22 protein-coding genes are annotated in these 23,132 nt (G+C 53.5%); 17 read left to right on the forward strand and 5 right to left on the reverse strand.

Annotation, left to right across the window (positions count from 1 at the left end):
* Positions 1-135: 135 nt before the first annotated feature.
* Entirely contained in the window at positions 136-2,028 is a 1,893-nt protein-coding gene (locus CJA_RS04985) for a S9 family peptidase (RefSeq protein ID WP_085953151.1), read from the reverse strand.
* 149 nt (positions 2,029-2,177) lie between these two features.
* Between CJA_RS04985 and tilS the strand changes: the two genes are divergently transcribed.
* On the forward strand, positions 2,178-3,464 hold the full coding sequence (gene tilS / locus CJA_RS04990) for a tRNA lysidine(34) synthetase TilS (protein ID WP_148208807.1): 1,287 nt from the start codon (positions 2,178-2,180) through the stop codon (positions 3,462-3,464).
* Between the two features lie 97 nt (positions 3,465-3,561).
* Here the strand turns inward: tilS and CJA_RS04995 are convergent, their stop codons facing one another.
* Both CJA_RS04995 and CJA_RS05000 read right to left on the reverse strand, forming a co-directional pair.
* Entirely contained in the window at positions 3,562-5,805 is a 2,244-nt protein-coding gene (locus tag CJA_RS04995) for an FG-GAP repeat protein (RefSeq protein WP_012486665.1), read from the reverse strand.
* 279 nt (positions 5,806-6,084) lie between these two features.
* The gene (locus CJA_RS05000; protein WP_012486666.1) at positions 6,085-8,010 is read right to left on the reverse strand and encodes a di-heme-cytochrome C peroxidase; all 1,926 of its coding nucleotides are present in this window, start codon (positions 8,008-8,010) and stop codon (positions 6,085-6,087) included.
* Positions 8,011-8,517: 507 nt separating this feature from the next.
* Between CJA_RS05000 and CJA_RS05005 the strand changes: the two genes are divergently transcribed.
* Positions 8,518-8,907, forward strand: a complete 390-nt coding sequence (locus tag CJA_RS05005) for a hypothetical protein (RefSeq protein ID WP_041551122.1) — start codon at positions 8,518-8,520, stop codon at positions 8,905-8,907.
* A 5-nt stretch (positions 8,908-8,912) separates the two neighbouring features.
* On the opposite strand, the gene CJA_RS05010 is transcribed toward CJA_RS05005, so the two are convergent.
* Together CJA_RS05010 and CJA_RS05015 are read right to left on the reverse strand one after the other, a co-directional pair.
* Positions 8,913-9,278: a hypothetical protein gene (locus CJA_RS05010; protein WP_012486669.1), complete on the reverse strand. Its 366-nt coding sequence runs from the start codon at positions 9,276-9,278 to the stop codon at positions 8,913-8,915.
* 15 nt (positions 9,279-9,293) lie between these two features.
* On the reverse strand, positions 9,294-10,637 hold the full coding sequence (locus CJA_RS05015) for a flavohemoglobin expression-modulating QEGLA motif protein (RefSeq protein ID WP_041551124.1): 1,344 nt from the start codon (positions 10,635-10,637) through the stop codon (positions 9,294-9,296).
* A 175-nt stretch (positions 10,638-10,812) separates the two neighbouring features.
* Here CJA_RS05015 and CJA_RS05020 point away from each other — a divergent pair, with 175 nt between their 5' ends.
* The 15 genes from CJA_RS05020 (at position 10,813) to CJA_RS05090 (ending at position 22,692) form a co-directional block, all read left to right on the forward strand.
* Positions 10,813-11,121: a Rieske (2Fe-2S) protein gene (locus CJA_RS05020; protein ID WP_012486671.1), complete on the forward strand. Its 309-nt coding sequence runs from the start codon at positions 10,813-10,815 to the stop codon at positions 11,119-11,121.
* A gap of 95 nt (positions 11,122-11,216) precedes the next feature.
* Complete coding sequence (locus CJA_RS05025; protein ID WP_158304053.1) at positions 11,217-11,582, forward strand: DUF4124 domain-containing protein; 366 nt, start codon at positions 11,217-11,219, stop codon at positions 11,580-11,582.
* 10 nt (positions 11,583-11,592) lie between these two features.
* On the forward strand, positions 11,593-12,303 hold the full coding sequence (gene mtgA / locus CJA_RS05030) for a monofunctional biosynthetic peptidoglycan transglycosylase (RefSeq protein WP_041551126.1): 711 nt from the start codon (positions 11,593-11,595) through the stop codon (positions 12,301-12,303).
* 150 nt (positions 12,304-12,453) lie between these two features.
* A complete protein-coding gene (locus CJA_RS05035; protein WP_012486674.1) occupies positions 12,454-12,726 on the forward strand; it encodes an FmdB family zinc ribbon protein in 273 nt (90 codons plus the stop codon).
* Between the two features lie 39 nt (positions 12,727-12,765).
* Positions 12,766-14,571 carry an aspartate--tRNA ligase gene (gene aspS, locus CJA_RS05040; RefSeq protein WP_012486675.1) on the forward strand — a complete coding sequence of 602 codons (1,806 nt, stop codon included), beginning with the start codon at positions 12,766-12,768 and terminating at the stop codon, positions 14,569-14,571.
* 101 nt (positions 14,572-14,672) lie between these two features.
* Positions 14,673-15,416 (forward strand): YebC/PmpR family DNA-binding transcriptional regulator, encoded by a 744-nt coding sequence (locus CJA_RS05045; RefSeq protein WP_012486676.1) that lies wholly within the window; start codon positions 14,673-14,675, stop codon positions 15,414-15,416.
* 106 nt (positions 15,417-15,522) lie between these two features.
* A complete protein-coding gene (gene ruvC, locus CJA_RS05050; protein WP_041551128.1) occupies positions 15,523-16,044 on the forward strand; it encodes a crossover junction endodeoxyribonuclease RuvC in 522 nt (173 codons plus the stop codon).
* A 22-nt stretch (positions 16,045-16,066) separates the two neighbouring features.
* Positions 16,067-16,684 carry a Holliday junction branch migration protein RuvA gene (ruvA, locus tag CJA_RS05055; protein WP_012486678.1) on the forward strand — a complete coding sequence of 206 codons (618 nt, stop codon included), beginning with the start codon at positions 16,067-16,069 and terminating at the stop codon, positions 16,682-16,684.
* 51 nt (positions 16,685-16,735) lie between these two features.
* Positions 16,736-17,776 carry a Holliday junction branch migration DNA helicase RuvB gene (gene ruvB, locus CJA_RS05060; protein ID WP_012486679.1) on the forward strand — a complete coding sequence of 347 codons (1,041 nt, stop codon included), beginning with the start codon at positions 16,736-16,738 and terminating at the stop codon, positions 17,774-17,776.
* Positions 17,777-18,112: 336 nt separating this feature from the next.
* Positions 18,113-18,799, forward strand: coding sequence for a protein TolQ (gene tolQ, locus CJA_RS05065; RefSeq protein ID WP_012486680.1), 687 nt, complete (start codon positions 18,113-18,115; stop codon positions 18,797-18,799).
* 40 nt (positions 18,800-18,839) lie between these two features.
* A complete protein-coding gene (gene tolR / locus CJA_RS05070) occupies positions 18,840-19,268 on the forward strand; it encodes a protein TolR (protein ID WP_041552013.1) in 429 nt (142 codons plus the stop codon).
* A 17-nt stretch (positions 19,269-19,285) separates the two neighbouring features.
* Positions 19,286-20,125 carry a cell envelope integrity TolA family protein gene (locus tag CJA_RS05075; RefSeq protein WP_012486682.1) on the forward strand — a complete coding sequence of 280 codons (840 nt, stop codon included), beginning with the start codon at positions 19,286-19,288 and terminating at the stop codon, positions 20,123-20,125.
* 35 nt (positions 20,126-20,160) lie between these two features.
* A complete protein-coding gene (tolB, locus tag CJA_RS05080) occupies positions 20,161-21,405 on the forward strand; it encodes a Tol-Pal system beta propeller repeat protein TolB (RefSeq protein ID WP_049765507.1) in 1,245 nt (414 codons plus the stop codon).
* A 51-nt stretch (positions 21,406-21,456) separates the two neighbouring features.
* Positions 21,457-21,921, forward strand: a complete 465-nt coding sequence (gene pal, locus CJA_RS05085) for a peptidoglycan-associated lipoprotein Pal (protein WP_012486684.1) — start codon at positions 21,457-21,459, stop codon at positions 21,919-21,921.
* Between the two features lie 84 nt (positions 21,922-22,005).
* Positions 22,006-22,692 (forward strand): YbgF trimerization domain-containing protein, encoded by a 687-nt coding sequence (locus CJA_RS05090; protein ID WP_238526822.1) that lies wholly within the window; start codon positions 22,006-22,008, stop codon positions 22,690-22,692.
* Positions 22,693-23,132 lie beyond the last annotated feature (440 nt).

A 23,132-nucleotide genomic window follows, 5' to 3' on the forward strand; every position in this document is an offset into this window, starting at 1 on the left:
TGATTAATGCGCATGCAACTGGTGAATCGCCAAATATACTGTGTTTATACATTGTTGAGGTTGTTTGACGATGCAGTAAAAGCCTTTTTAACTTGTTAGATTCATTTAATGCGCCGCTTTAGTTCTCGTCGAGCGTTAACCTTCAAATACATCCAAATAAAATTTCAATTCTTCTTCCAGTGCCCGCTGAATATTGGCCGCCTGGCGAAAGCCGTGGCCTTCGCCTTCGAAGCTGATGTAGCGGGTTTTAATGCCTTTGGCTTGTAGCGCTGCCACCATGGCTTCGGCCTGGATAGGGGGGACGACTTTGTCTTGTAGGCCCTGGAAGAAAATAACCGGGCATTGCAATTGGTCGATGTGATGGATTGGTGATCGCTCGCGATAGCGCGCTGCCTGTGCCGGGTATTCACCTACCAGGCTATCGAGGTAATGGGCCTCGAATTTGTGGGTGTCACGCGCCAAGGCTTCCAGGTCGCCTATGCCGTACAGGCTGGCGCCGACTTTGAAACGATCACTAAAGGTAAGTGCTGCCAGCACGGTAAAACCGCCAGCACTGGAGCCGCGTATGGCGACTTTATTGGGATCTACCTTCCCTTGGGAAGCCAGATAATCCACGCCGCTACAGACATCGATCAAATCAATGACGCCCCATTGTCCCTTGAGCTTGTCGCGGTAACGGCGGCCATAACCGGTGCTGCCGCGATAGTTCACATCCAATACCGCAAAGCCCCGACTGGTCCAGAATTGGATTTTGAGGTTGAACGAGCTTTCACAGGCGCCGGTAGGGCCGCCGTGGGCCATCACCAGCAAGGGCGGTTTGCTGTTAGCTGGCGGTGTGACCGATGGATTGGTGGGTGGGTAGAAAAAACCGTGGGCTTCCTGGCCATCGGGCGTGGGGTAACTCACGCTTTGTGGCTGTGCCAGGTAAGTGGAGGGAATGGGCAGGCTGGCCGGCGTCACGCTGGTAAAGCTGGCTTGGCTGCAGCGATACAGTTGTTGTGGATGGGCGGCACCGGCAGCAAGGAATAGGGCTTCGCCATTGTGGCAGTGGATATTGCTGATATCGCGAAAGGGGCTCTGGATGCGCGTCAGCTCGCCGCTCTGGCTGTCCACCAGGCCCAGGTGCCATTGTCCACCCTGGCTGTAGGTGCAGAAAATAATGCGCTCGCTGAGGAAGCCGTAGCTGCTCATACCGAATACCCATTGCGGGGTGGCGAATTCTGCCGGTTGGGCACACAGCGGCTCCAGGCGTTGTTCGTGCCAGCGATAGAGGTTCCACCAGTTGCTGCGATCGGATACCAGGTAGAGCTCACCTGCCGGAGACCACTGGGGTTGGAAAATGGATTCGCTATTGCCGCCAGCGACGCGTACCTCACCGATAATATCCCCCGCTGCATTCAGGCTGGCACAGAAACACTCACTGCCATCCCAGGGCATTTGCGGGTGGTTCCAGCGCAGGTAACTGAGTTTGCTGCCATCGGGCGAGAGGCGTGGATTGGAGTAGAAATCGGCCCCCTCGGCACGCACATGGATCTGGCCTGTGCCCAAATCAAGCGCCACTATGGCACTGTGAGGGTGCTGCTCGTCGGCCGTGTAATCCTCGCGCACAACCAATAACTGGCGCCGCTTGGTGTCGTAGCAAAAATCGGCGTAGCGATAGGGGCCTTCCGGGGACACCGGAGTCAGTGAGCCTTTGGCAAAGGAATAAAAATAGATACGCTGGTTAACATCCAGCACACAGAAGATACCTGTGCGTGTCGCCAGGTAACTCCCTCCACCATATTCCTGTGCCCGGGTGCGCACCGAATGGGGGGCGGGTAACAGATCCTGGCGCTCGCCGCGGTATTCACACACCAGGGCTGTTCGCCCCTTTTCGGCGGGTCGGCTCTCCAGCCAGAAAATCCGCCCGGCGCAGGATTGGGGCTCACTGAGCCGGATACTGCCCGCCGTTAGCAGCTCGGGTGTAACCGGCGATGGCCAATGGCCATAGGCAATAGCGGGGCGTGTCATATCGGGCTGACTATTCATAGTGGGTATGTCCTGAGCGCGCGTTTTATCGTTGTGATGTAAACATTGTGTAGGGGGGCATTGTGCCCATGCTGGCAAAACTTCGGCAAGGCCGGGTTTTTATTCCGAAGCGATTGGGTTTTAATGGCGCGAGCTTGCGAGATCCCACCATGACTTTCACACCCGAACAATTACTGACCCATCTACCCCAGCCAGACCCTATGGCACCATCGCGCTGGTGGGTGGGATTTAGTGGCGGCCTGGATTCTGCGGTATTGCTGCATGCGCTGGTGCAACTGCAATTGCCGGTGCAAATCTGCGCCTTGCATGTCAATCACCAAATCTCTCCGCATGCGGATGATTGGCAAGCCCATTGTGAAGCTCTCGCGGCGCGCCTGGGAGTCGCGTTTTATGCAGAAAAGGTTTGGGTGATTAACCGGGGTAAGGGTATCGAAGATGCCGCACGCCAGGCACGCTATCACATCTTTGAGCAATATCTGGCACCCCATGATTGCGTGTTGACGGCACACCATGCCGATGACCAGGCTGAAACCCTGCTCTTGCGCCTGATGCGCGGTACTGGCCCGCGCGGCTTGGCGGCAATGGCTGGCAAACGGCCCCTTGGGCAGGGGTGGTTAGTTCGTCCGCTGTTGTCCTTCAGCCGCAAACTGCTGGAGGATTATGCCCGCATCCACCGACTGGTGTGGGTGGATGATGAGAGCAACACGGATCTGCACTATGACCGCAATTACCTGCGCCAGCAGTTACTACCTTTACTGCAAACACGCTGGCCGGGTTTCCAGCGCAAATGGCAACAAACTGCGGAACTCTGTGCAGCCAATGAACAGTTGCTGGAAGAGCTGGCGCAGGAAGACCTGGGGTGCCTGGATGAGCGCGCCGAGCGCTTGGGGCGCAGTATTTCCCTGGATAAGTGGCTGGCCATGAGTGAAGCGCGTCGCCGCAACCTGTTGCGCTATTGGTTGCGTATCCAGCATTTTGCTGTGCCCGAGCAACTCCACTGGCAGCAACTGCAACAACAACTCACCCTGGCGCGCGAGGATGCCCAGGTACATATCACCTGGGATCAGGTTTCCCTGCGCGTGTATCGCCAGCGTCTTTATGTGATGCCTAAGCATGCCAAACCAGGGCTCCTGCAATGGTGCACTGCCAACCAGGGGGCTGGCCGTTTACGCGCGGATTTGCCGACACTTGATATCCGCCTGCGCCAGGGAGGTGAGCGCTGCCGGCCAGCGGGGCGATCCCACTCCCAAACACTTAAGAAACTGTTGCAGGAAGCCGGGATAGAACCCTGGTTACGCGAGCAGTTGCCATTGGTGTACAGCGGTGAAGAACTGGTTGCGGTGGGAGATTGTTGGATTTGCGACGGGTTTGAGGCAGAGGAAGGACAGCCGGGTTATCGATTGCAATGGGTAATGCCATCGGCGAGCCGGCAATAACCCGGTTTGCAATAACCTATTCTTCACTAACGGAAACCGCTAACAACAAGGGGATGCCGAAGCATCCCCTTGTTACGCTAAATGGCGTCCGAGTGTTCTAGTAGAGGTACACCGCGCCGGAAGCTTCGGCGTCGTTGTTTTCCTGGTCGCCATTGACGCCAGTGGCATTACTCGATTCGCGATGGGCGCCCACGGCCATGGTTGAGCCGTCGGCATCCAGTTTGACCGCAATACCAAAGCGATCCAGTTTTTCCGTGTTGCTGGCTTTGACGTAGTTGGTCTTGCTCCAGCTATCGCCATCGCGGCGATACACAAACACCGCCCCTGCATCCTCGGCGCTGGTATCTCCTGCATCGCCATCGATACCCACCGCGTTGCTGGTATCGCGATAGTGTCCCACTGCCAGCATATGGCCATCGCCGCTGAGGCTCAGGGTTTCGCCGAATTGCATACCCGCTGCTACGCGATCCGCTTTGATATAGCTCTGTTGTGCCCATGCGGTTCCGCTGCGACTGAACACATAAACGGCACCGGCATAGGCATTTTTATAATCCACGCTGGCAGGGTTGGCGCCCACACCAGTGCCTGTGCTGGTGTCGCCAACAGCGCCCACCGCGAGGGTATTACCATCGCCGGAAATACTGATGGATGAACCGAACAGGGTACCCACGGTGATGGGGGTATAGCCTGACAGGTAATAGAACCCATAGGCATGGGCTGGTTTCAGGTAGGCCTGTTGGGTCCACTGGGCGCTCTCACGTACAAACACATAGGCAGCGCCACTGTTCATATAGACACGGTAGCCATAGACGCGTTTGCTGCACTCGCTATCCACGGTAAAGCTGTCGCTATCCGAGTTGTAATTGATACAGGCGTTGATTGATTGATCGCCATTCACACCTGTGGCGGGACTGTCTTCGCCAATAGCCCCTGCCGCCAGGGTGTTGCCATCGGTGGAGAGGCTGACACTGGCACCAAAGCCATCGCCGGCTTCTGCATTGGATGCTTTCAGGTAGGCTTCTTCTTCCCAGCCATTTTCACCTTCGATGTAGATATAGATCGCTCCGGACAGGCTGCCACCGGTATAGGACGAGGTTGAACTGGTGCTTGATGAACTGGAAGAACTACTGGACGAACTGCTTGAGCTGGAACTGCTGCTGGACGGATAGAACTCAAAACAGCCCAGGCTGCTGGACGTACTGCTGTTGTACTGGATAACCCCGGCATAACTCATGCTGTCGGTAGTGGCCCCTACCGCCAGGGTTTTGCCGTCGCCGGACAGGGCCAGGGCTTCGCCAAAGCGCATACCCTCGCTAACGCTCAAGTGGCTGAGCGAGTAGCGAGGCTTGATGTAGGCATCCTGGTACCACTCGCTGTTCTCACGTTTGAAGACATAAACGGCGCCCAGGTTGTATTCCACCGCGGCATAGTTGGTCAGGGATGGATCTGACGAGGAATAGTACGTAATGCGCTCGTAATTGCGCTGGTCACAGTTAATGCCATAGGAGGGGCTATCTTCCAACAGGGCCGTGACGGCCAGGGTATTGCCATCATCGGACAGGGCAACCCGGTAGCCAAAGCGGTCGTTAGGCAGGAAGCGCGCCGGATTGATATTAGGCTGCTCGGTATTGGAGGCTTTCAGGTAGGCTTGCTGCTCCCAGAGACCCTGGTCATTCTTGATAAAGACGTAGACCGCACCCGAGTTGGTGCTTTCATTATTACTCTGGTCGCCATTTGCGCCCACAGCCTTGGAATCTTCCGCCGGTGCGCCTACCGCCAGGGTTTTACCATCGGCAGCCAGGGCAATGCTCCACCCGAAGAAATCGCCCGTATCGGTATTGGAGGCTTTGAAGTAACCAATAGCCTTGATCATTTCCGTCGCGGTGAATGTCTGGTCTGATTGAACCAGGTCGCACCCGCTATCGTTACAGGCGTCGACCATATAACGGGTGTTGATCCAGTCGTGGACATGGACACTGATCTCATCCGTTGCCGTGGTGCCGGTAATATTATCCCCGACTTGTACATATCCGCCGGTGCCGCCCTGTTGTTTCATCAGCTTGTAGTAGGTAGCCCCTTCCACCTCTGTCCATTCAAAGCTCAGCGCCTTGGTGCGGTTGGCCGTGACCTTGACACTGGGCCAGACGCCTGTGCCATTGCCCGGAACGGAGGCCGCCGAGTAGCTGCTGGAAGAGGAAATACTGCTGCTGGATGAACTGGAGGAGGACTTGCTGCCACCGCTGCTGCCACCGCCACAGGCGGTAATCAGCAGGGCACTGGCTGTGAGTGCCAGCAGCACACGGGAGCGCTGCACAAACAGCGAGAAACGATCAATATTCATTCAGTTTATTCCTGGGGTTTCAAACTGGTCGGTGATTCTCTGTGGCGCCGCTGCCGGTGTCAATCAAATAACCCCGAAGTCTGGTTGGGAAGCTCAATTGGTATTGCGGCGACCGGTGCGCTTACAGACCTGAGCGGGCGCGAATGGTTCATTATCGACTCTAAACCTGAAGGCCAGTGTAATGTGCGTTGGCGACGTTGGTCTGTGAGGATTTGTCAGCCCGATGCCAGGTGTGCCATCGGGCTTTTTGTTACGGGGCTGCTTGTGATGGCATTGCGGTTACAGCGTTTTTAAATACTCAACCAGCGCCAGGCGCTGGGTTTCGCTGATTGGCGGTAAGTAATAGACAAGGGGCTTGCCTTGGGCATCTTTCAAGGGTTTTCCCTGGCTATCCCGTTTAATGACGGGCGTAATGCCGGCTGCGTATTCATGGCCAGTGTTGGCATTACCTGGCAAATGGGTATCAAACACGAAGAGCCCCGGATATTGCCCGGCATCGCGCTGTACAAAGCCGACCTTATCGGGGTCGAACTCCCGGCTGCCCAGGGTAAAGCGATTGGGGCGGCAGCGCTTGCCCTGGGCGATCTCGGTGTCGCTGCAACTGGGCAATAGTAATTCATAGAGGCTGGGTACAGAGCCGTTGTGCAGGTAGGGTGCTGTGGCCCAGATGCCATTCAATGGTCGCGCTTTATAGGCGAGGAAGCCGACCGGGTTGTCTTTATCAATTATTTCGAAGTCCAGATGTCGTTCAGTATTGTCATAAGGCCTGTGACCTATCGATGCAAAGAGATCGTAGATTTTTTCCAGCCAGCGGCGAACAGGGCTCTTGTCGTGATCCGGTTCTGCTATGGCTCCCGCTGTTGCGAAGCTCAATGCTGGCAGTACTCGGGTTTGTTCCTTAAAGGGAGGGGCATCCGGGTTACCCCATTTTGCCGGCCTGCCTTCAAACCATCCACTTTTACCCTGATATTGCAGTGCGTTCCTGGCCATGGTGGGATCTGTACCTATCAGCGCGAGGCTGCTAAAGCGCGCGGTGATCCGACGTGTGCGATCTGTGCGGTCTATATCCTGATGGCAAGTGTGGCATTGGTAATCCAGGTAAACCTGGCGCCCCTGGTCGGCCAGGGTTTGGTCAATGGCAGGCAGGACTTGTTGCCTGGCCAGGTCTTCCCAGCGTGGTGACCAGAGGCTCTTGAGATGATTTTCCATACGCACCAGGTTGCGTACATCAATCGATGACCTGAAGCCAGGATCACCTGGGTGTTGTTGCAAGCTATAGGTAGCAAATACTCCCAAGGCCTCACCGGCATTGCGCTTTAGTGGGCCATCACCGGCGTTATCGCCAATACCGTTCCACTGGACATGGTCATGTTGGGGGGTATCCCAGAGCTGGGGGTAGCTGATGGGCGCATTGGCCGGGTTGCGATTGGTTTGCCCGGGTGTAAGGTGCGTCAGTATACGGTTGTAGATGCGCCCGAACGCATCCAGTCGCCCATAACCATAAGCGACATATTGCGCTCCATGGGTTGAGGCATTGATCGTGTTATAGCGGTCGAGTTTGTCCGCCCATTGCTGGAGGTCTGCACGAAATTGTGAGCGCACTTCTGGCTGGGTAGAAATACCGAGCTTTTGCGCGAGGCGATCAAATTTTGCGGCATCTTTAGCACTGGCATCCAATGCGGCTGCCAGGCGGGTCATCATTAATTCCATATCCGCCAGGGGCGGTGCACCATCAATCCTGATCGCCGTACCGCGATAATTGATTTGACCTGTGTGGCAGGCGGCACAGGTGAGGCCTATATAGGCCTTGCCCTGGTGTTCATCCTTCACCCAGCCGAGCGGCAGTCCGTCGGGATTACTGAAAGACGCTTTCTGGGGCAGGTAGCGCAGGCGATTCATATGGTCATCGCTGCGGAACAGTGCCGGGCTATCGGCAGTTTCCAAATGCAGGAAAACGTCGTAGGGCAGCAAGGTCGAGCCCTGGGTGGTGTTATAAAACCAAAGGCTGTCTGCGGCACTCCAATTTTGTTCCGGGTGAACGACACTTAAGGCGCTATCGCCGAAATAGTCGCTGGCAGCGAGGCTGGCATAGCGATCCTGGCTGACCCATATACCCTGGGAGATAGAGGTGCAGCCGGATAGGACTAACAATGAGGGAATTAACAGGCGTGTGAATGCAATAACAGCGGGTGCAGGTCGAGACATATGGGCTTCCTTTTCACGATACTAAATAAAGTTGCGGTATAAATATAAAGTCGTGGCACTAAAAAGTAACGGCGCTAAAAACAAAGGTTTTTTCCGGTTGCGATGCAGGCAGTTATCGATGCTGTTATCCGGTAGTTTGGGCGTTGGATTGCTGTTGGTTCCAGGGCCTGGGGCAGCCATTGAAAATAATCGTAAACCGCATCGTTTGGCCGGAACTATTTGTTAGGCTATTTGCCATAAACCCGGTGGCTTTTGCGCGGGTGTTAGATATTTGGTGTAGAAAAGTCATACTGTTACCCAGCTAAATGGTTAAAGGGGATTTCAGTAACACATATTTTTCCAAAACAGGATTTGCAGGCTCCACGGGCACTTTTACTTGAAGTGTCACAAATTGTGCGTAGACTGCCGCCCGGTCGCTTTTTGAGAGAGTCGGGGCGGATTAATCAACCAAAGTTCTGTGTGTTTTTTGTACAGATCTGCATAAGAAAAAGCACAGTGGGAAATCAAATGTCAATCCATGCCTTTACTGACCTGTTTGTTAAACACAACCTCAGCAATCGTCTGGGGCAGCCCGTACAACTTCAGGTTCTTTCCTTGCATCACCAAGGGCGTGATTATGTATTTATCACAGCACCTTTGCAGAATCCCAATTTTATTGGCAAAAATGCTGAAACCTTTGCGTTTCAGCTGCGCGACTATTTTTCGCTCGATGCCCGTCGCTTCGAATTAATTGAAGTGCGCGAGGCGGATGAGCCCGAGTTTATTCGCTGGCGCTTTGAATGGGTCGGCCACTCCCCCCTATCGGCACGCGCTGAGCCGGTCGTCTCCAACAGCCAGCGCCAACTGCTACAGGGGCTTGTGCAAGCGCCGCGTATTGCGGCGGTTGCCAATGGCTGAAGCCGTTAACGCTGCCAAAACCAGCGCCTGGCAGACAGGGTAAATTTGCTTAATTGCTGCGCTTTGTGTTCCTCATCGGTAAACCAATAGTAGTCATTGCGGATCTTGGGTTTAAACCAGCTGTTGATCTGGGCGATATGCTCCAGATGCAATTTAGGCATCCCCAGCTTGCGATCAGCGTTAAAACTTTGGTTCCAGTGCACTAGCAGGTCCCGTTTTGCTATGGCTACCGCCATGTCTTCGGTGCTGGCGCGGATCAGTCGGCAACTGATAAAGCCGATAATCGGGTCGGGTGCTCCCTTCTCCGGTTGGGCGCTGACATTTTCAAAAAAAATCTGGTCGCCCGAGAGTACAACTTGGTAATACATCATGATCTTGCGCGTTGCTCAGTCCAATTCGGTATCAGTGGTGTCTTTGAGTATAGGCTGCACCTGAGTTTGCGGTAGTTTGCAAAAGCGTTTGCTGAAATGCTGTTGCACGCGCGCAAGATCCATCAGGGACATACTGCTCGAAAATCCAAACCACACATACAAGCCATTTAAATTTTTAAACATGGGTGGCAAATATTTGGGTGGCGCGATAACACCATCCAGATAGCGCTCGTACAGCAGGGGGACATCATCCAGCGTTACCTTGCCAACAAATAGCATGGGAATAATTTCCGGCACGCCGGTGTGAATGGCAGCGCGCAGGAAGTTAACATTTTCGACAAAACCTTTGACGTAGGAAATATCCTTGGTAAATACCGATCCACCGGTCAGGGTGCCACCGCGAAAGACTCGCTGGGTGACGCGATAACTGTCATGTTCGCTAACGCCCCGTTCGAGGAAGTAGCGGTAAACCTCGCAAAAATCGGCGCCGCGCTCGGCCAGGTCTACGGCGACGACACGGTCGCTGATACGCCTGGCACGTTGGGGAAAGGAGCTGAAGGTCAATGTTTCCATTAATACCGCCATACCTTCCTGGATGGCGGTGATACGCGGTGAGCCAACACTCAACCAGGTGGCCCAGGGTTGTGCGCGTCCATTCAGGGTCGTGCCTATATGCACCCATCCCTCATGGACTTCCAGCACCTGCAAATCCAGTTCGGAGAAGTGGGCGCGACGATTAATTTTTATACAGTCCCCGCCCGCAGAGGCATCGGACACTATGTCATCGCTGATTTGCACTCGCACTTCGCCCGCACCAAAATAATCCTGCATGCGTTGATGCAAAATCTGTACAGCGGAATCGGCCGGAATATGGTTGGGGTAGGGGCGATTGAGATTCTCCACCGCAGGCAGGGAAAAGATATGGCACAGGCGTTCACCCAGCTGGCGCAGGGTCTTGCGATCTCCGCGCAGGTTGTCGCTGGCTGAACCATAGAGCTCGCGACTGAATCGACCAAACTCAGCTGTTCCCCGATGTATGAGCAACTCAATAACCAGCAGGTATTGATCGATGGTTGCTTGCAAAATCCGCCCCAGCGCATCGCTGCGGCCGAGTTGGCGGCGCACATCCTGGCGCAGTTCGCGCAAACGCTGTTTTAGCTGGGGGGGATCAAACGACAGGGTGTAGCCCTGGTAGAAATCTGCCTCCAGGGCAGGTAACTCCCGCCCCCGGGCAGCGCGAAATTGGGCTTCGACGGACGCAGGCCATTTGATGGCATCGAGGATCCGAATGGGTTTTTGCAGTGCCACCAGCTGGGTGGAGAGGGATTTAAGTCGCTCTAGGTAGGCTTGTGGAACCATGGCTGATCGGACACCGGGCAGGGATGGCGGCCATTTTAGCGGGTTTCCCCCTGATCGTGGCGGAGAATTTTTTGCCTTGGCTGGCCAGGATGAAGCCGCTGTGTAACGCTTAACCAATCTATTCTCATCACCAACCCGGGCTATTACCTTTACGCTTCTATTGAGAGCTTGCACCATGGTTTATCGCGAATTGGCCAAGTTGCATCAGTTATACGACGGTTACCGCCAGCGGGTACACCTGGCAGGTGGTGAATGGTTATTATTGCAGGAGGCAGGCAAACTCTATTTGATCGGGAATCGTTGCCCCCACCGCGGTGCGCCCTTGCATAATGCCAGCCTGGTCGGTGAGTGCAGCCTGCGCTGTCCGCAGCATGGTTTGCTGTTTGATTTGCGGACTGGCCTGGCCCAGGGATGCCCGGATCGCCTGCCGTATTTACCCCTGGTGTATGAGGGCAATGGGGTAGGTGTTTATTTGCCGGGATAAGTGTCTATTGGTTTGGATGATAGGGGATGTGTGTTAATGCGTTTGCTTTGGGCATTGGGAATTATGTCGTCTATTTACAAACAGGATATGTGCCCTTGCGCGACCTGATAGATCGCGGATTGCCATCCTTGGGTGTACCCGATGGGCTTAAGCAGGAACTGGGCAAGCTGGTTCAGGATGCCAGACGTATGGGGGCTGATGTGGGCAGTGAAAAGCCGATAGCCGTTAAGGTTTACAAATGGACCGATGCCAAGGGCGTTGTTCACTACGGTGAGCAGCCTGCAGGTACCAATGCCGAGGAGGTCATCATCAACCCTAACCGGAATCTATTGCCTGCTGAGCCGGAGCCTGGATCGTCCGCTGCCGCAGCGGGCGGACCAGATGCGCAAACCCCTATCGAAAAGGCGCGGGCTGCGGCTGAATTGATGAAAGCCCGTATTGAAAATCAGGAATCCTATTGATTCATTGGTTATGTCGAGTCGCACAGGAAAACGCCAGTTCTTTCACACTATCAAGCGCTTGCTGTGGTGGGCCTTCTTATTATTGTTGGCTTACCAATTGTGGATTTTTGCCCATGTGGTGGCCTGGAAATGGATCAACCCTTCCCAGAGCAGTTTTATGGCGTTGCGGTTGGCGGAGCTGCGTGAGCAGAATCCCCAGGCGCAGTTGCAACATCAATGGGTGGATTACACACGAATGTCGGTTCACCTGAAACGGGCCGTGGTCGCGGCAGAGGATGATCGCTTTATGGACCATTGGGGGCTGGATACGCGGGGAATTGAACTGGCATTGAAGAAAAACCAGCGGCGCGGCCGGTCGGTGGCGGGCGGCTCCTCAATTACCCAGCAGTTGGCTAAAAACCTGTTCCTTTCTCCGACGCGATCCTATGTGCGCAAGGCACAGGAGGTGGTGATTGCGCTTATGCTGGAGCTGGTGTGGGACAAGCGCCGTATCCTGGAGGTGTACCTCAATATGGTGGAGTGGGGGAATGGCATTTTTGGTGCTGAAGCCGCTGCGCGTCATTATTATGGTACCGCCGCCGCTGACCTGGGGCCTGCCCAGGCTGTGCGCATGGCGGTGATGCTCCCCAACCCACGCACCTATCAAAAAGCCATGCCTGCCTGGGTGATGAAACACGCGGCACGGGTTCAGGCGCGGATGCATCATTCGAGAATTCCCTGAAGTCCCCTTTAAATTTTGGGGCTAATGCCCATATTTCCTCGCCGTAAGTCCCTGGCGCGCGGTTCTCGCCTTGTGGCTTTTGCGTTACAATCGCGACCCTTTTGGGGTTCAACCTTCTCATTACCCATCTGAAGACCTGAGGTGATAGTCGTGCCTTTCTATGAATATCAGTGCGAATCCTGTGGCCATGAGTTGGAAGCTTTACAAAAACTGAGTGATGCCCCCCTGGTGGATTGCCCGGCTTGCCGTAAATCGACCCTCAAAAAGCAAATTTCTGCAGCCGGTTTTCGCCTGTCGGGTGGCGGCTGGTACGAGACCGATTTTAAGTCGGGCAAGAAAAAGAATTTGGCCGGTGACGCCTCCAGCTCGGGTAGCAGCAGCTCCGCCGCTGGCAGTACCAGTACGGCCAGCACCGCCAGTTAGCGGGCGGCTACATTTATCGATCAATAACGGGAAAAACCTATGCGCAGCCAATATTGTGGCGCTTTAAATGCCTCTCACATTAACCAGGAAGTCACCCTCTGTGGCTGGGTAGATCGTCGTCGCGACCACGGTGGCGTGATCTTTATCGATCTGCGCGACCGCGAAGGCATTGTCCAGGTGGTATTCGACCCGGATGGCAAAGACAATTTCGCCCTGGCCGATAAAGTGCGTGGCGAGTATGTGCTGCAAGTAACCGGCAAGGTGCGCGCCCGTGCCGCTGCGACGGTTAACCCCAATATGGCGACCGGTGAAATCGAGGTGTACGGAACCGCGCTCACCATCCTCAACGAAGCGCAAACCATTCCCTTCCCACTGGACTCCTACGCCAATGTGGGCGAGGACGTGCGCCTCAAATACCGCTTCCTCGACCTGCGCCGCACCGAGATGCAGAACAACCTGCGCTTCCGCGGCAAGGTGACCAGTGCTATTCGCAATTACCTGGATCGCCACGGTTTCCTCGATGTGGAAACCCCGATCCTCACCCGCGCTACCCCCGAAGGCGCGCGCGACTACCTGGTGCCCTCGCGCACCCACGACGGCAAATTCTTTGCCCTGCCGCAGTCGCCCCAGTTGTTTAAGCAATTGCTGATGGTGGCCGGCTACGACCGCTACTACCAGATCGCCAAGTGCTTCCGCGATGAAGACCTGCGCGCCGACCGCCAGCCGGAATTTACCCAGATCGATATTGAAACCTCCTTCATGAGCCAGGATCAGATTATGGCTGTGACTGAGGGTATGTTCCGCGAGCTGTTCAAGGACTTGATGAACATTGAGTTTGAAGAAATTCGCCACATGCCGTTCAGCGAAGCGATCGCCAAGTACGGTTCAGACAAGCCGGATATGCGCATTCCACTGGAGCTGGTCGATATTAAAGACCTGGTTACCGACGTGGATTTCAAAGTGTTTGCCGGTCCGGCCAATGATCCCAAGGCCCGAGTTACCGCACTGAAGGTACCTGGCGGCAACGAAAAACTAACGCGCAAGCAAATCGATGACTACACCAAGTTCGTGGGTATCTACGGTGCGAAGGGTTTGGCGTATATCAAGGTCAATGACAAGTCAGACCTGGAAGAGGGCCTGCAATCGCCTATCGTGAAAAACCTGCCGGTACCGGTGCGCGCCGCTATTCTGGAGCGTGTGGGCGCTGACAATGGCGACCTGATTTTCTTCGGCGCCGACAAACACAAAGTCGTTACCGAAGCTCTGGGCGCCTTGCGTTGCAAGCTGGGTGCCGATCTCAACCTCTACACCGCCCAATGGGCGCCGCTGTGGGTGGTGGACTTCCCCATGTTTGAAGAGGACGACAAAGGCGGCTGGACTTCCATTCACCACCCCTTCACCTCGCCCAGTTGTACCCCCGAAGAATTGGTGGCTAACCCGGGAGCGGCCCTGTCGCGCGCTTACGACCTGGTGCTCAACGGCGTGGAATTGGGCGGTGGCTCGGTGCGTATTCACTCACCGGCAATGCAGCAGGCGGTGTTTAAAATCCTGGGAATCAGCCCGGAAGAGCAGCGTGAAAAGTTTGGCTTCCTGCTCGATGCCCTCAGCTACGGTGCGCCACCACACGGCGGCCTGGCCTTTGGTCTCGACCGCCTGGTGATGCTGATGGTGGGTGCCAGCTCCATCCGCGATGTCATCGCCTTCCCCAAAACCCAGAGTGCCGCCTGTGTGATGACCGACGCACCGGGTACCGTGGATGAGCTGCAACTGCGCGAACTGCACATTCGCCTGCGCAACCAGAAGAAAGAGCAGCCCGCAGCCGATGCCCCTGAATACGGTATGTAAATAGTCGCTGGTTAAAAGGGTGGGCAATTGCCCACCTTTTTTTTACAGGGCTTTTGAGTTGATTTTATTGACGATATAAAGAGATTGAGTGGAGTCGCTAAATGGCCGGACATTCCAAATGGGCGAACATGAAGCATCGCAAGGCGCGCCAGGACGCCAAGCGCACCAAGGTTTTTACCAAAATCATCCGCGAGCTAAGCGTGGCGGCCAAAAACGGTGCCAACCCCGATGACAATCCGCGCCTGCGCGCCGCGGTGGAAAAAGCCTACCTCAATAACCTGAAAAAAGATGTGGTTGAGCGCGCTATTGCCCGCGGAGCGGGCACAGCGGAAAGTGAATCCTACGAGGAACTCACCTACGAGGGTTACGGCGTAAACGGCGTGGCCTTTATCGTGGAGTGCATGACCGATAACCGCAACCGCACCGTGGGTGATGTGCGCCACGCCTTCGACAAGCGCGGCGGTAACCTGGGCACCAACGGCTCGGTTTCCTACCTGTTTACCCGCAAGGGCCAAATCAGCTTTGAGCCGGGATTTAATGAAGATGCGTTGATGGAAGCGGCGCTGGATGCGGGTGCCGATGATGTGGTCATCAATTCGGATGGCTCCGCCGATGTCATGACCGCATTTGAAGATTTCTTCGCGGTAAAAGATGCCATTATAGCGGCCGGCTTTAAGCCCATCTCTGCCGATTTCGCCATGGTTCCCTCTGTCACCGTATCACTGGATAAAGACGCGGCGGAAAAAATCATCAGCCTGATCGACGCCCTGGAAGACCTGGATGACGTACAAAACGTCTACACCAACGCCGATATCCCGGAAGACATCATGGAGCAATTGGGATAATCCTCGCTTAACCAAAACTGCCGGTGCACTTATCGCATTGGCAGCCTTGTCATGTGGCCGGCATCGTGCAACACTGCCATCATCGATACTGTATATAGATACAACTATGGCGCTTATCCTTGGCATAGATCCTGGCTCCCGTAAGACCGGATTCGGTATTATCAACCTGCTTGGCGGCAAATCTGAATATGTCACCAGTGGCGTGATTCGTATGCGCGATGATGATGAGCTGCCGGTGCGACTAAAAGTCATCTTTGATTCCCTTACCCAGATTATCGAGCGTTACACGCCCCAGGAAATGGCTATCGAACAAGTATTTATGGCCAAGAACGCGGCCTCGGCACTAAAGCTTGGCCAGGCGCGCGGGGCAGCTATAGTGGCGGCTGCGGCGCAGAATCTGCCGGTATCAGAATACGAAGCGCGCAAGGTTAAACAGTCGGTGGTGGGCAATGGTGCTGCCGATAAGTTGCAGGTGCAGCACATGGTAAAAACCCTGCTGCGGCTGCCAGCGGCGCCGCAGGAAGATGCTGCAGATGCCCTGGCTGTCGCGCTCTGCCATGCAAATACCCAGCAACACCTCATTCGTATGGCCGGCTCAAGCAGCTTCCGTCGCGGTCGTATCATCTAATTTTATTTTCACAGGTCCAGGTATGATCGGTCGCTTGAAAGGCATCCTCATCGAAAAGCAACCTCCTTATTTATTGCTGGACGTCAATGGTGTCGGCTACGAACTCCAGGCGCCCATGACCACCTTCTATCGTTTACCTTCACTGGGTCACGAAGTTGTGCTACACACGCACCTCTCCATTACAGAAAACCTGCACCAATTATTTGGTTTTGCTGAACAGCGCGACAGGTCTTTATTCCGCACCCTGATCAAGGTGAATGGTGTAGGCCCCAAGCTGGCCGTTGCGATTTTGTCCGGGATGGAATCGGATGATATTGCCCGCTGTGTGCGCGATAACAATATTAAGGCGCTCACCAGGGTGCCGGGGATTGGCCAGAAAACGGCGGAGCGCTTGGTTATTGAACTGCGTGATCGCCTTAAAAACTGGGATTTGCCCCAGGGCGATATGCTTGCTCATGGTGAAATTCAGGCGATTGCCAGTGATAACGATATCTATGCCGAAGCGGAAAGCGCGCTGATTGCACTCGGCTACAAGCCGGTGGATGCCGCTAAAATGGTGGCATCCGCTGCCAAGCAGAAACCTGAGGCGCGCAGTGAAGAACTTATCCGCATCGCTCTGCGAAGCCTTGCCGGTGTATAAACCATTCAGCCGAAATTCAGTTTTTTCAACGCAAGATGCCCGGGCTTTATCATGATTGAAACTGATCGCTTAATTGCACCCACTGCCAAAGAACGCGAAGACCAACTGGATCGCGCCGTGCGCCCCAAGGTACTGGCGGATTATGTAGGCCAACCTGCAGTGCGTGAGCAGATGGAAATTTTTATCTGTGCGGCTAAAAAGCGGCGTGAAGCGCTGGATCACACCCTGGTGTTTGGTCCACCCGGTTTGGGCAAGACTACCCTGGCCAATATCATCGCCAACGAAATGGGGGTATCGCTCAAGAGTACATCGGGGCCTGTGCTGGAAAAAGCCGGTGATTTGGCCGCAATGCTGACCAACCTTGAAGCGGGCGATGTGTTATTTATCGATGAGATTCATCGACTCAGCCCGGTTGTGGAGGAAATCCTGTATCCCGCCATGGAGGATTTCCAACTGGATATCATGATCGGCGAGGGGCCGGCTGCCCGTTCGATCAAACTGGATTTACCACCCTTTACATTGGTGGGAGCCACTACGCGAGCGGGTTTGCTAACATCCCCCCTGCGCGATCGGTTCGGGATAGTACAGCGCCTGGAGTTTTACAACGTAAAGGACCTGACCCATATAGTGGCACGCTCTGCGGCTTTGTTGGGTGTCAGCATGGAAGAGTTGGGCGCTGCTGAAATTGCCAAGCGCTCAAGGGGTACGCCGCGTATCGCCAACCGACTGTTGCGCAGGGTGCGCGACTTTGCCGAGGTGAAAGGCGATGGCCGGATTACCTCCGAACTGGCGGATAAGGCACTGAATATGCTTAACGTTGACGAGCGCGGATTTGATCATATGGATCGCCGCTTGTTGTTGGCGATGATCAACAACTTTGACGGCGGTCCGGTGGGAGTGGAAAGCCTGGCGGCGGCTATCAGTGAAGATCGGGGGACGATAGAAGATGTTATCGAGCCCTATCTGATCCAGCAGGGATTTATGGCTCGAACCCCCAGGGGTAGGGTGTTAACCACGAATGCCTATCTGCACTTTGGATTGTCTATGCCCAAGCGTTTGCAGGAAAGCCAGGGGGGAGAAGGGATAGCGTAACCGGGAGTTACCCTGCATTATCCCGAGCGAGTTTATATTGAGGATACGGGTGTGGACGGAATCGTCTACTACGTAAATTATTTAAAGTACATGGAGCCTGGCCGTACAGAATTTCTGTGGGCTTTAGGCTATGATGGGCCCGCTATTTTAGCGGGTGGTTTACGGTAGGTTGTGCATTCTGTGCAGGCTAATTCTCAGCAGCCTGCACGCGTGGATAACCAGTTGCATATCACAGCTTGTTTACAAAAGCTGGCTTGTACTTAATCCAATACCTGCACATATGCACAATCGCCTTAAACACCCTATTCAACCGATGAAGTAAGAGTTTAGATACCTATGTCAGCAACGGATAATAGTCTGTCCATTACCCACCTGATTCTCCAGGCCAGTTTTTTGGTGCAACTGGTGATGCTGATTTTGGTATTGGCATCGGTCATTTCCTGGGCGATGATTTTCCAGCGCGAGCGCTATCAGCGTAAGGCGTCGTCAGCGTTTAGTTATTTTGAAAAGCAATTCTGGTCGGGTATCGACCTCAACCAGCTTTATCGCCAGGGCAATGGCCGCACTGACCTGGCCGAGGGAATAGAAAATATCTTCCGTGCCGGCTTCAAAGAGTTTACCCGCTTGCGTCAAACGGCCGGTGCCGATTCCGATGCAATCATGGAGGGGTCAATGCGTGCCATGCGTGTTGCTCTGGCACGTGAGCAAGAAAAGCTTGAGGAAAACCTGCCTTTTTTGGCTAGCGTCGCCTCCGTGAGTCCTTATATAGGTCTTTTTGGAACCGTCTGGGGCATCATGGTGTCCTTTCTCAATATTGCTAATGCGGGCCAGCCCAGCCTTGCCACAGTGGCGCCTGGTATTGCCGAGGCGCTGATTGCAACCGCAATGGGCCTGTTCGCTGCTATTCCAGCTGTTCTGGCGTACAACAAATTTTCTGCCAGGGCAGAAAGCTTGTTGAGTAACTATCAAACTTTTGCAGAAGAGTTTTCGGCTATTCTCCATCGCCAGGTTCACAGTAAGTGATGCTGGCTAGGCACGGATTAAACAATCGAGTTTGATGTATATGTCTGGATTTGGATCGCCGATTAAAAAGAAGCTTAAGGCTGAAATTAACGTAGTGCCGTTGATTGACGTTATGTTGGTGCTACTAATTGTGTTCATGATCGCAGCCCCTATGATGAATCAGGGGATCAAAGTCGAACTGCCAAAGGCAGCCGCTGATCCTGTTGAAACAAAAGAGGATGAACCCATTACTGTATCCATTAAAAAGGATGGTACTTTCTACATAGGGGTTGGTGGAGATCCGGAAAAGCCGCGCCCATTGGCTGAAATCAAATCTCTTGTGAGTAAAATCCTGGCCGAAAAGCCTAATACCCCGGTTTTTGTGCAGGGGGATAAGAGTGTTGAATATGGTGCAGTAGTGGCATTGATGGGTGAGCTGAAGATGGCGGGGGCTCCCTCGGTGGGATTAATCACCGAGCCAACGCGCTAGCGGAGGCCGGGCTTCGTATGGTTCTGGATCAACGTTTTACACTACCTGTGTTGTTCAGTGTTGTGTTACATGCACTGATATTGGTGCTTTTTTTTGGCGACTGGGGCTTTTTTCGCACTAAAGAACCTGAGCCTGTTCCGCCGCGTTATGTCACTGCGACTTTAGTGGATTTGCAACCCAAGGCCAAGGCAGCGCCACCACAACCCAAGGAGCAAAATCTGGATGCCAAGCGTTTTGAGGACTTAAAAAACCTCAAAAACCGTGAGGAGCAAAAGCGCAAAGAGGCTGAGGCGCAGGTTCAACGGCAAAAAGAACAGGCTGCCAAAGAGGCCGCTGCCAAAGAGGAAGCGTTAAAGCAGCAAAAGCTGAAAGACCAGCAGGCTAAAGTGGCCCGTGAAAAGGCGGAGGCTGAGCGCAAGAAAAAGCTTGAAGAAGAGCGCCGTAAGGCAGAAGCCGAGCAAAAGCGCAAGCGTGAACAAGAGGCACAAGAGGAAATTCGTCGCCAGCAGGCCGCTTATCAAAAGGAAGAGAAACACCTGAGTGATACGGCAGATGATGCCAGTGTTATCAGTTACAACGAGTTGTTGGCGCGCCGGGTTGGGGAAAACTTTAGTCCACCGCCTTCTGCCCGATTGGGTATGGTCAGTGTGTTTATTATTGATATGCTGCCCAATGGCCAGGTTGTCGGTGTGGCCCTGTCCCGGTCCAGCGGCAATGATGCTTTTGACCGGGCAGCAGAACAGGCGATTCGTCGTGTCGATCGCTTTGTTGAAATTAAAGATATTCCGATAGATGTTTTTGAAAGAAACTTCCGTCGATTTACGTTTACTTTTGATCCTAAGGATTTACGCCTGTGAGATACCTAGTTTTTATCCTGTTCAGTGTGTTTGCCATGGTTGCTCATGCACAAATGAACAACGTGATAGTGACGCAAAGTGTGCAAAACCCTATCAAGATTGCCGTTGTGCCCTTCGATTGGGCAGGGGGGCGTCTTCCTGAGGATGTATCTTCCATTATTCGCAATGACTTTCGATTTTCCGGTCAGTTCGATCCCATAGCACCAGAGCGGATGCTGTCTTTCCCCGTGTCTGAGGTGGGCATTCATTATCGTGACTGGAAGGTTTTGGGGGCGGAGTATCTCCTGATTGGCTCACTTACGCAGCAGGCTGGTCGTTACTATGCCAGCTATGAGTTGTTTGATGTTGTTAAGCAACAGCGTGTCTTTGCCAAATTAACAGTTGATGGTACGGAGTTGCAGTTACGGGATATTGCCCACCATATTAGTGACAAGGTCTATGAAACCATCACGGGTATTCGCGGTATTTTTTCTACCAAACTCATTTATGTGGAAGCCTATCAACACCCGCAGCGTTATCGTTTAATGTTGTCTGACATAGATGGTGCTCGCTCGCGGGCACTGCTGGACTCGCGCTTCCCAATCCTATCCCCTGTTTGGTCGCCCAATGGGCAACGGGTTGCTTATGTATCGTTTGAGGCTGAAAACAAGCCCGCCATTTACATTATGGATATAGCGACGCAACGCCGTCAGCAGATGACTAGTTTCAGGGGGCTCAATGGCGCACCTTCCTGGTCACCGGATGGGCAAAAGCTGGCTATGGTCTTGTCTAAAGATGGCAATCCGGAAATTTATGTAATGAATGTGCTTACGCGCCAGCTTGATCGCGTGACCAACCACTTCGCAATTGATTCCGAGCCCAGTTGGGCTGCAGATGGCGCGTCGTTATATTTCACTTCGGATCGCGGTGGTAAACCCCAGATTTATCAGGTCAATCTTGCTACCAAGCAACAGGAGCGTGTAACCTTCGATGGTGATTACAATGCACGTAGCCGGGTTTCGCCTGATGGTAAATACTTGGTTGTTTTGAATAAACGCCCTGGTGGTAATTACCATATTGCCGCACAGGATTTAAAAACTGGCAATTTGCGCATTTTGTCAGAGACAAACCTTGATGAATCGCCTAGTATAGCGCCCAATGGCGCTATGCTGATGTATGCAACTCGTTCTGGTGGTAAAGGAGTATTGGCTGCAGTCTCTCTGGATGCACGCGTCAAAATTCTCCAACCTCCAAAACAGGGTGATGTGCGGGAGCCCGCATGGTCGCCATTTTTTAACTAGTTAGTTCCCTGTAAAAACACTTGATCACAACTTCATTGGAGTTACACACACATGATCACTAAAGCAATCAAGCAAGGTTTGACTTTTGCTGTAGTTATGTCTTTCCTGGTCGGCTGTTCCGGCGCCAGCAAAAAGCCTGTTGAAGAAACCACCCAAACTAGCACTGCTCCTGTTCAACAGCAGGTAGAAGCTCAATTGGCTCACGTTGTGTACTTCGACTTCGATCAGTACGCCCTGACTGCGGAAAGCCGTGCAGTATTGTTGGCTCACGCTGACAAGCTGAAAGGTGCTTCTGTTGCTGTGCGTTTGGAAGGTCACGCTGACGAGCGTGGTTCACGCGAGTACAACATGGCACTGGGTGAGAAGCGCGCTAATGCTGTTCGCGATTTCCTGGTTACCCAAGGTGTGAGCGGTTCTTCTCTGGAGGTTGTAAGCTTCGGTGAAGAGCAGCCAGTTGCTCTGGGCCATGACGAGTCTGCTTGGTCTCAAAACCGTCGTGTTGAAATCAAGTACTAAGAGTCTGAACCCTTTATGCGAAAGAACTTGATCGCTGTCGTTTTGTTGGCAGTAGCTCCAGTATCAGTAGCACAAGTAAGGGTTGTGGAATCTTCACCCCAGGGCCTCGGCTCTGGGGTGTCGCGTCCCGCAGTCAATGCTGTTGTTGAACCTGATGTGTACAGTCAAATTCGTGCTTTACAGGAAGAAATAGCTACACTGCGCGGCCTTATTGAAGAGCAGGCTTATGAGTTAAAGCAACTCAAGCAGCTGCAACTCGACAATTATATGGATATTGACCGCCGTTTATCTGGACGAACTGCTAATGATGCAGCTTCGGCTCCAGTACAGAGTCAATCCATTCCATCCTCATCGGCTATAAAGCCATCTTCCTCTGCTCCTGCGGCAGTGTCGGTTTCTTCTGTTGATGATGCAGAGTTATACCGATCCGCTTATGATTTGCTCAACCAGCGTCAATACGATGCATCAGCAGCAGGTTTTCAGGATTATTTGAATTTGCTCCCGAATGGTACCTATGCCAGCAATTGTTATTATTGGCTGGGCAAGATATCCATGCTTAAACAGGATTATCCCCAAGCAAAAACGTGGTTTAGCGATTTAATCAGTCGTTTTCCAGACTCGTCAAAAGTGGCGGGAGCGCAATTGGATTTGGGGAGGGTATTTTTCTTTATGGGTGATACTGCTCAAGCCAAAGCCTTGTTGACCCAGGTTGCTAATGGCAATTCCGAAGCTGCGCCTGTTGCCAAGAAGTTCCTGTCCGATAACTTTTAACAAAAATAAGTATTTTGTTGAATGGATACTTGGTTGGTTTTGGCAGGTGATTATTTATTGATTTTGTATAAATAAAAGAATGGGGCGCGCTTGCGCGGCCCCCATCGGTCGTTCCTGAGATCGGATTAGCGATAATTTCCCTCTTATCACCCTGGCATCCTGCCTGAGCCCATTCTGGTCGATGTATTCCCGGTTGATTCCCTCTCCCGGTCATACGTCTGACTCCGTTCAGACCTGTGCAGTCAATCCGCTTTTCGATCCTGAAGAGCGCCGAATTCCTTTCGTGATTTTCTGCTGTTTTGCCCTTTCCCTGTGCTATCTGTTCATATTCCTTTGAACTTCCTGATTGCCGCAACATATCCCTGGTTGCGCACCCATTGGCCAATCCTGGCCGATTCACATCACTGTCACCTCCTTGTTGTGATTATTCTCTCGTTTTG

It is taken from the genome of Cellvibrio japonicus Ueda107 (assembly GCF_000019225.1).
GTDB lineage: Bacteria > Pseudomonadota > Gammaproteobacteria > Pseudomonadales > Cellvibrionaceae > Cellvibrio > Cellvibrio japonicus.

What these genes read in the sequence shown, in the direction of transcription:
- CJA_RS04985 (WP_085953151.1), bottom strand. Translation starts at nt 2,028, where the DNA reads ATGAATAGTCAGCCCGATATGACACGCCCCGCTATTGCCTATGGCCAT.
- tilS (WP_148208807.1), top strand. Translation starts at nt 2,178, where the DNA reads ATGACTTTCACACCCGAACAATTACTGACCCATCTACCCCAGCCAGAC.
- CJA_RS04995 (WP_012486665.1), bottom strand. Translation starts at nt 5,805, where the DNA reads ATGAATATTGATCGTTTCTCGCTGTTTGTGCAGCGCTCCCGTGTGCTG.
- CJA_RS05000 (WP_012486666.1), bottom strand. Translation starts at nt 8,010, where the DNA reads ATGTCTCGACCTGCACCCGCTGTTATTGCATTCACACGCCTGTTAATT.
- CJA_RS05005 (WP_041551122.1), top strand. Translation starts at nt 8,518, where the DNA reads ATGTCAATCCATGCCTTTACTGACCTGTTTGTTAAACACAACCTCAGC.
- CJA_RS05010 (WP_012486669.1), bottom strand. Translation starts at nt 9,278, where the DNA reads ATGATGTATTACCAAGTTGTACTCTCGGGCGACCAGATTTTTTTTGAA.
- CJA_RS05015 (WP_041551124.1), bottom strand. Translation starts at nt 10,637, where the DNA reads ATGGTTCCACAAGCCTACCTAGAGCGACTTAAATCCCTCTCCACCCAG.
- CJA_RS05020 (WP_012486671.1), top strand. Translation starts at nt 10,813, where the DNA reads ATGGTTTATCGCGAATTGGCCAAGTTGCATCAGTTATACGACGGTTAC.
- mtgA (WP_041551126.1), top strand. Translation starts at nt 11,593, where the DNA reads ATGTCGAGTCGCACAGGAAAACGCCAGTTCTTTCACACTATCAAGCGC.
- aspS (WP_012486675.1), top strand. Translation starts at nt 12,766, where the DNA reads ATGCGCAGCCAATATTGTGGCGCTTTAAATGCCTCTCACATTAACCAG.
- CJA_RS05045 (WP_012486676.1), top strand. Translation starts at nt 14,673, where the DNA reads ATGGCCGGACATTCCAAATGGGCGAACATGAAGCATCGCAAGGCGCGC.
- ruvC (WP_041551128.1), top strand. Translation starts at nt 15,523, where the DNA reads ATGGCGCTTATCCTTGGCATAGATCCTGGCTCCCGTAAGACCGGATTC.
- ruvA (WP_012486678.1), top strand. Translation starts at nt 16,067, where the DNA reads ATGATCGGTCGCTTGAAAGGCATCCTCATCGAAAAGCAACCTCCTTAT.
- ruvB (WP_012486679.1), top strand. Translation starts at nt 16,736, where the DNA reads ATGATTGAAACTGATCGCTTAATTGCACCCACTGCCAAAGAACGCGAA.
- tolQ (WP_012486680.1), top strand. Translation starts at nt 18,113, where the DNA reads ATGTCAGCAACGGATAATAGTCTGTCCATTACCCACCTGATTCTCCAG.
- tolR (WP_041552013.1), top strand. Translation starts at nt 18,840, where the DNA reads ATGTCTGGATTTGGATCGCCGATTAAAAAGAAGCTTAAGGCTGAAATT.
- CJA_RS05075 (WP_012486682.1), top strand. Translation starts at nt 19,286, where the DNA reads ATGGTTCTGGATCAACGTTTTACACTACCTGTGTTGTTCAGTGTTGTG.
- tolB (WP_049765507.1), top strand. Translation starts at nt 20,161, where the DNA reads ATGGTTGCTCATGCACAAATGAACAACGTGATAGTGACGCAAAGTGTG.
- pal (WP_012486684.1), top strand. Translation starts at nt 21,457, where the DNA reads ATGATCACTAAAGCAATCAAGCAAGGTTTGACTTTTGCTGTAGTTATG.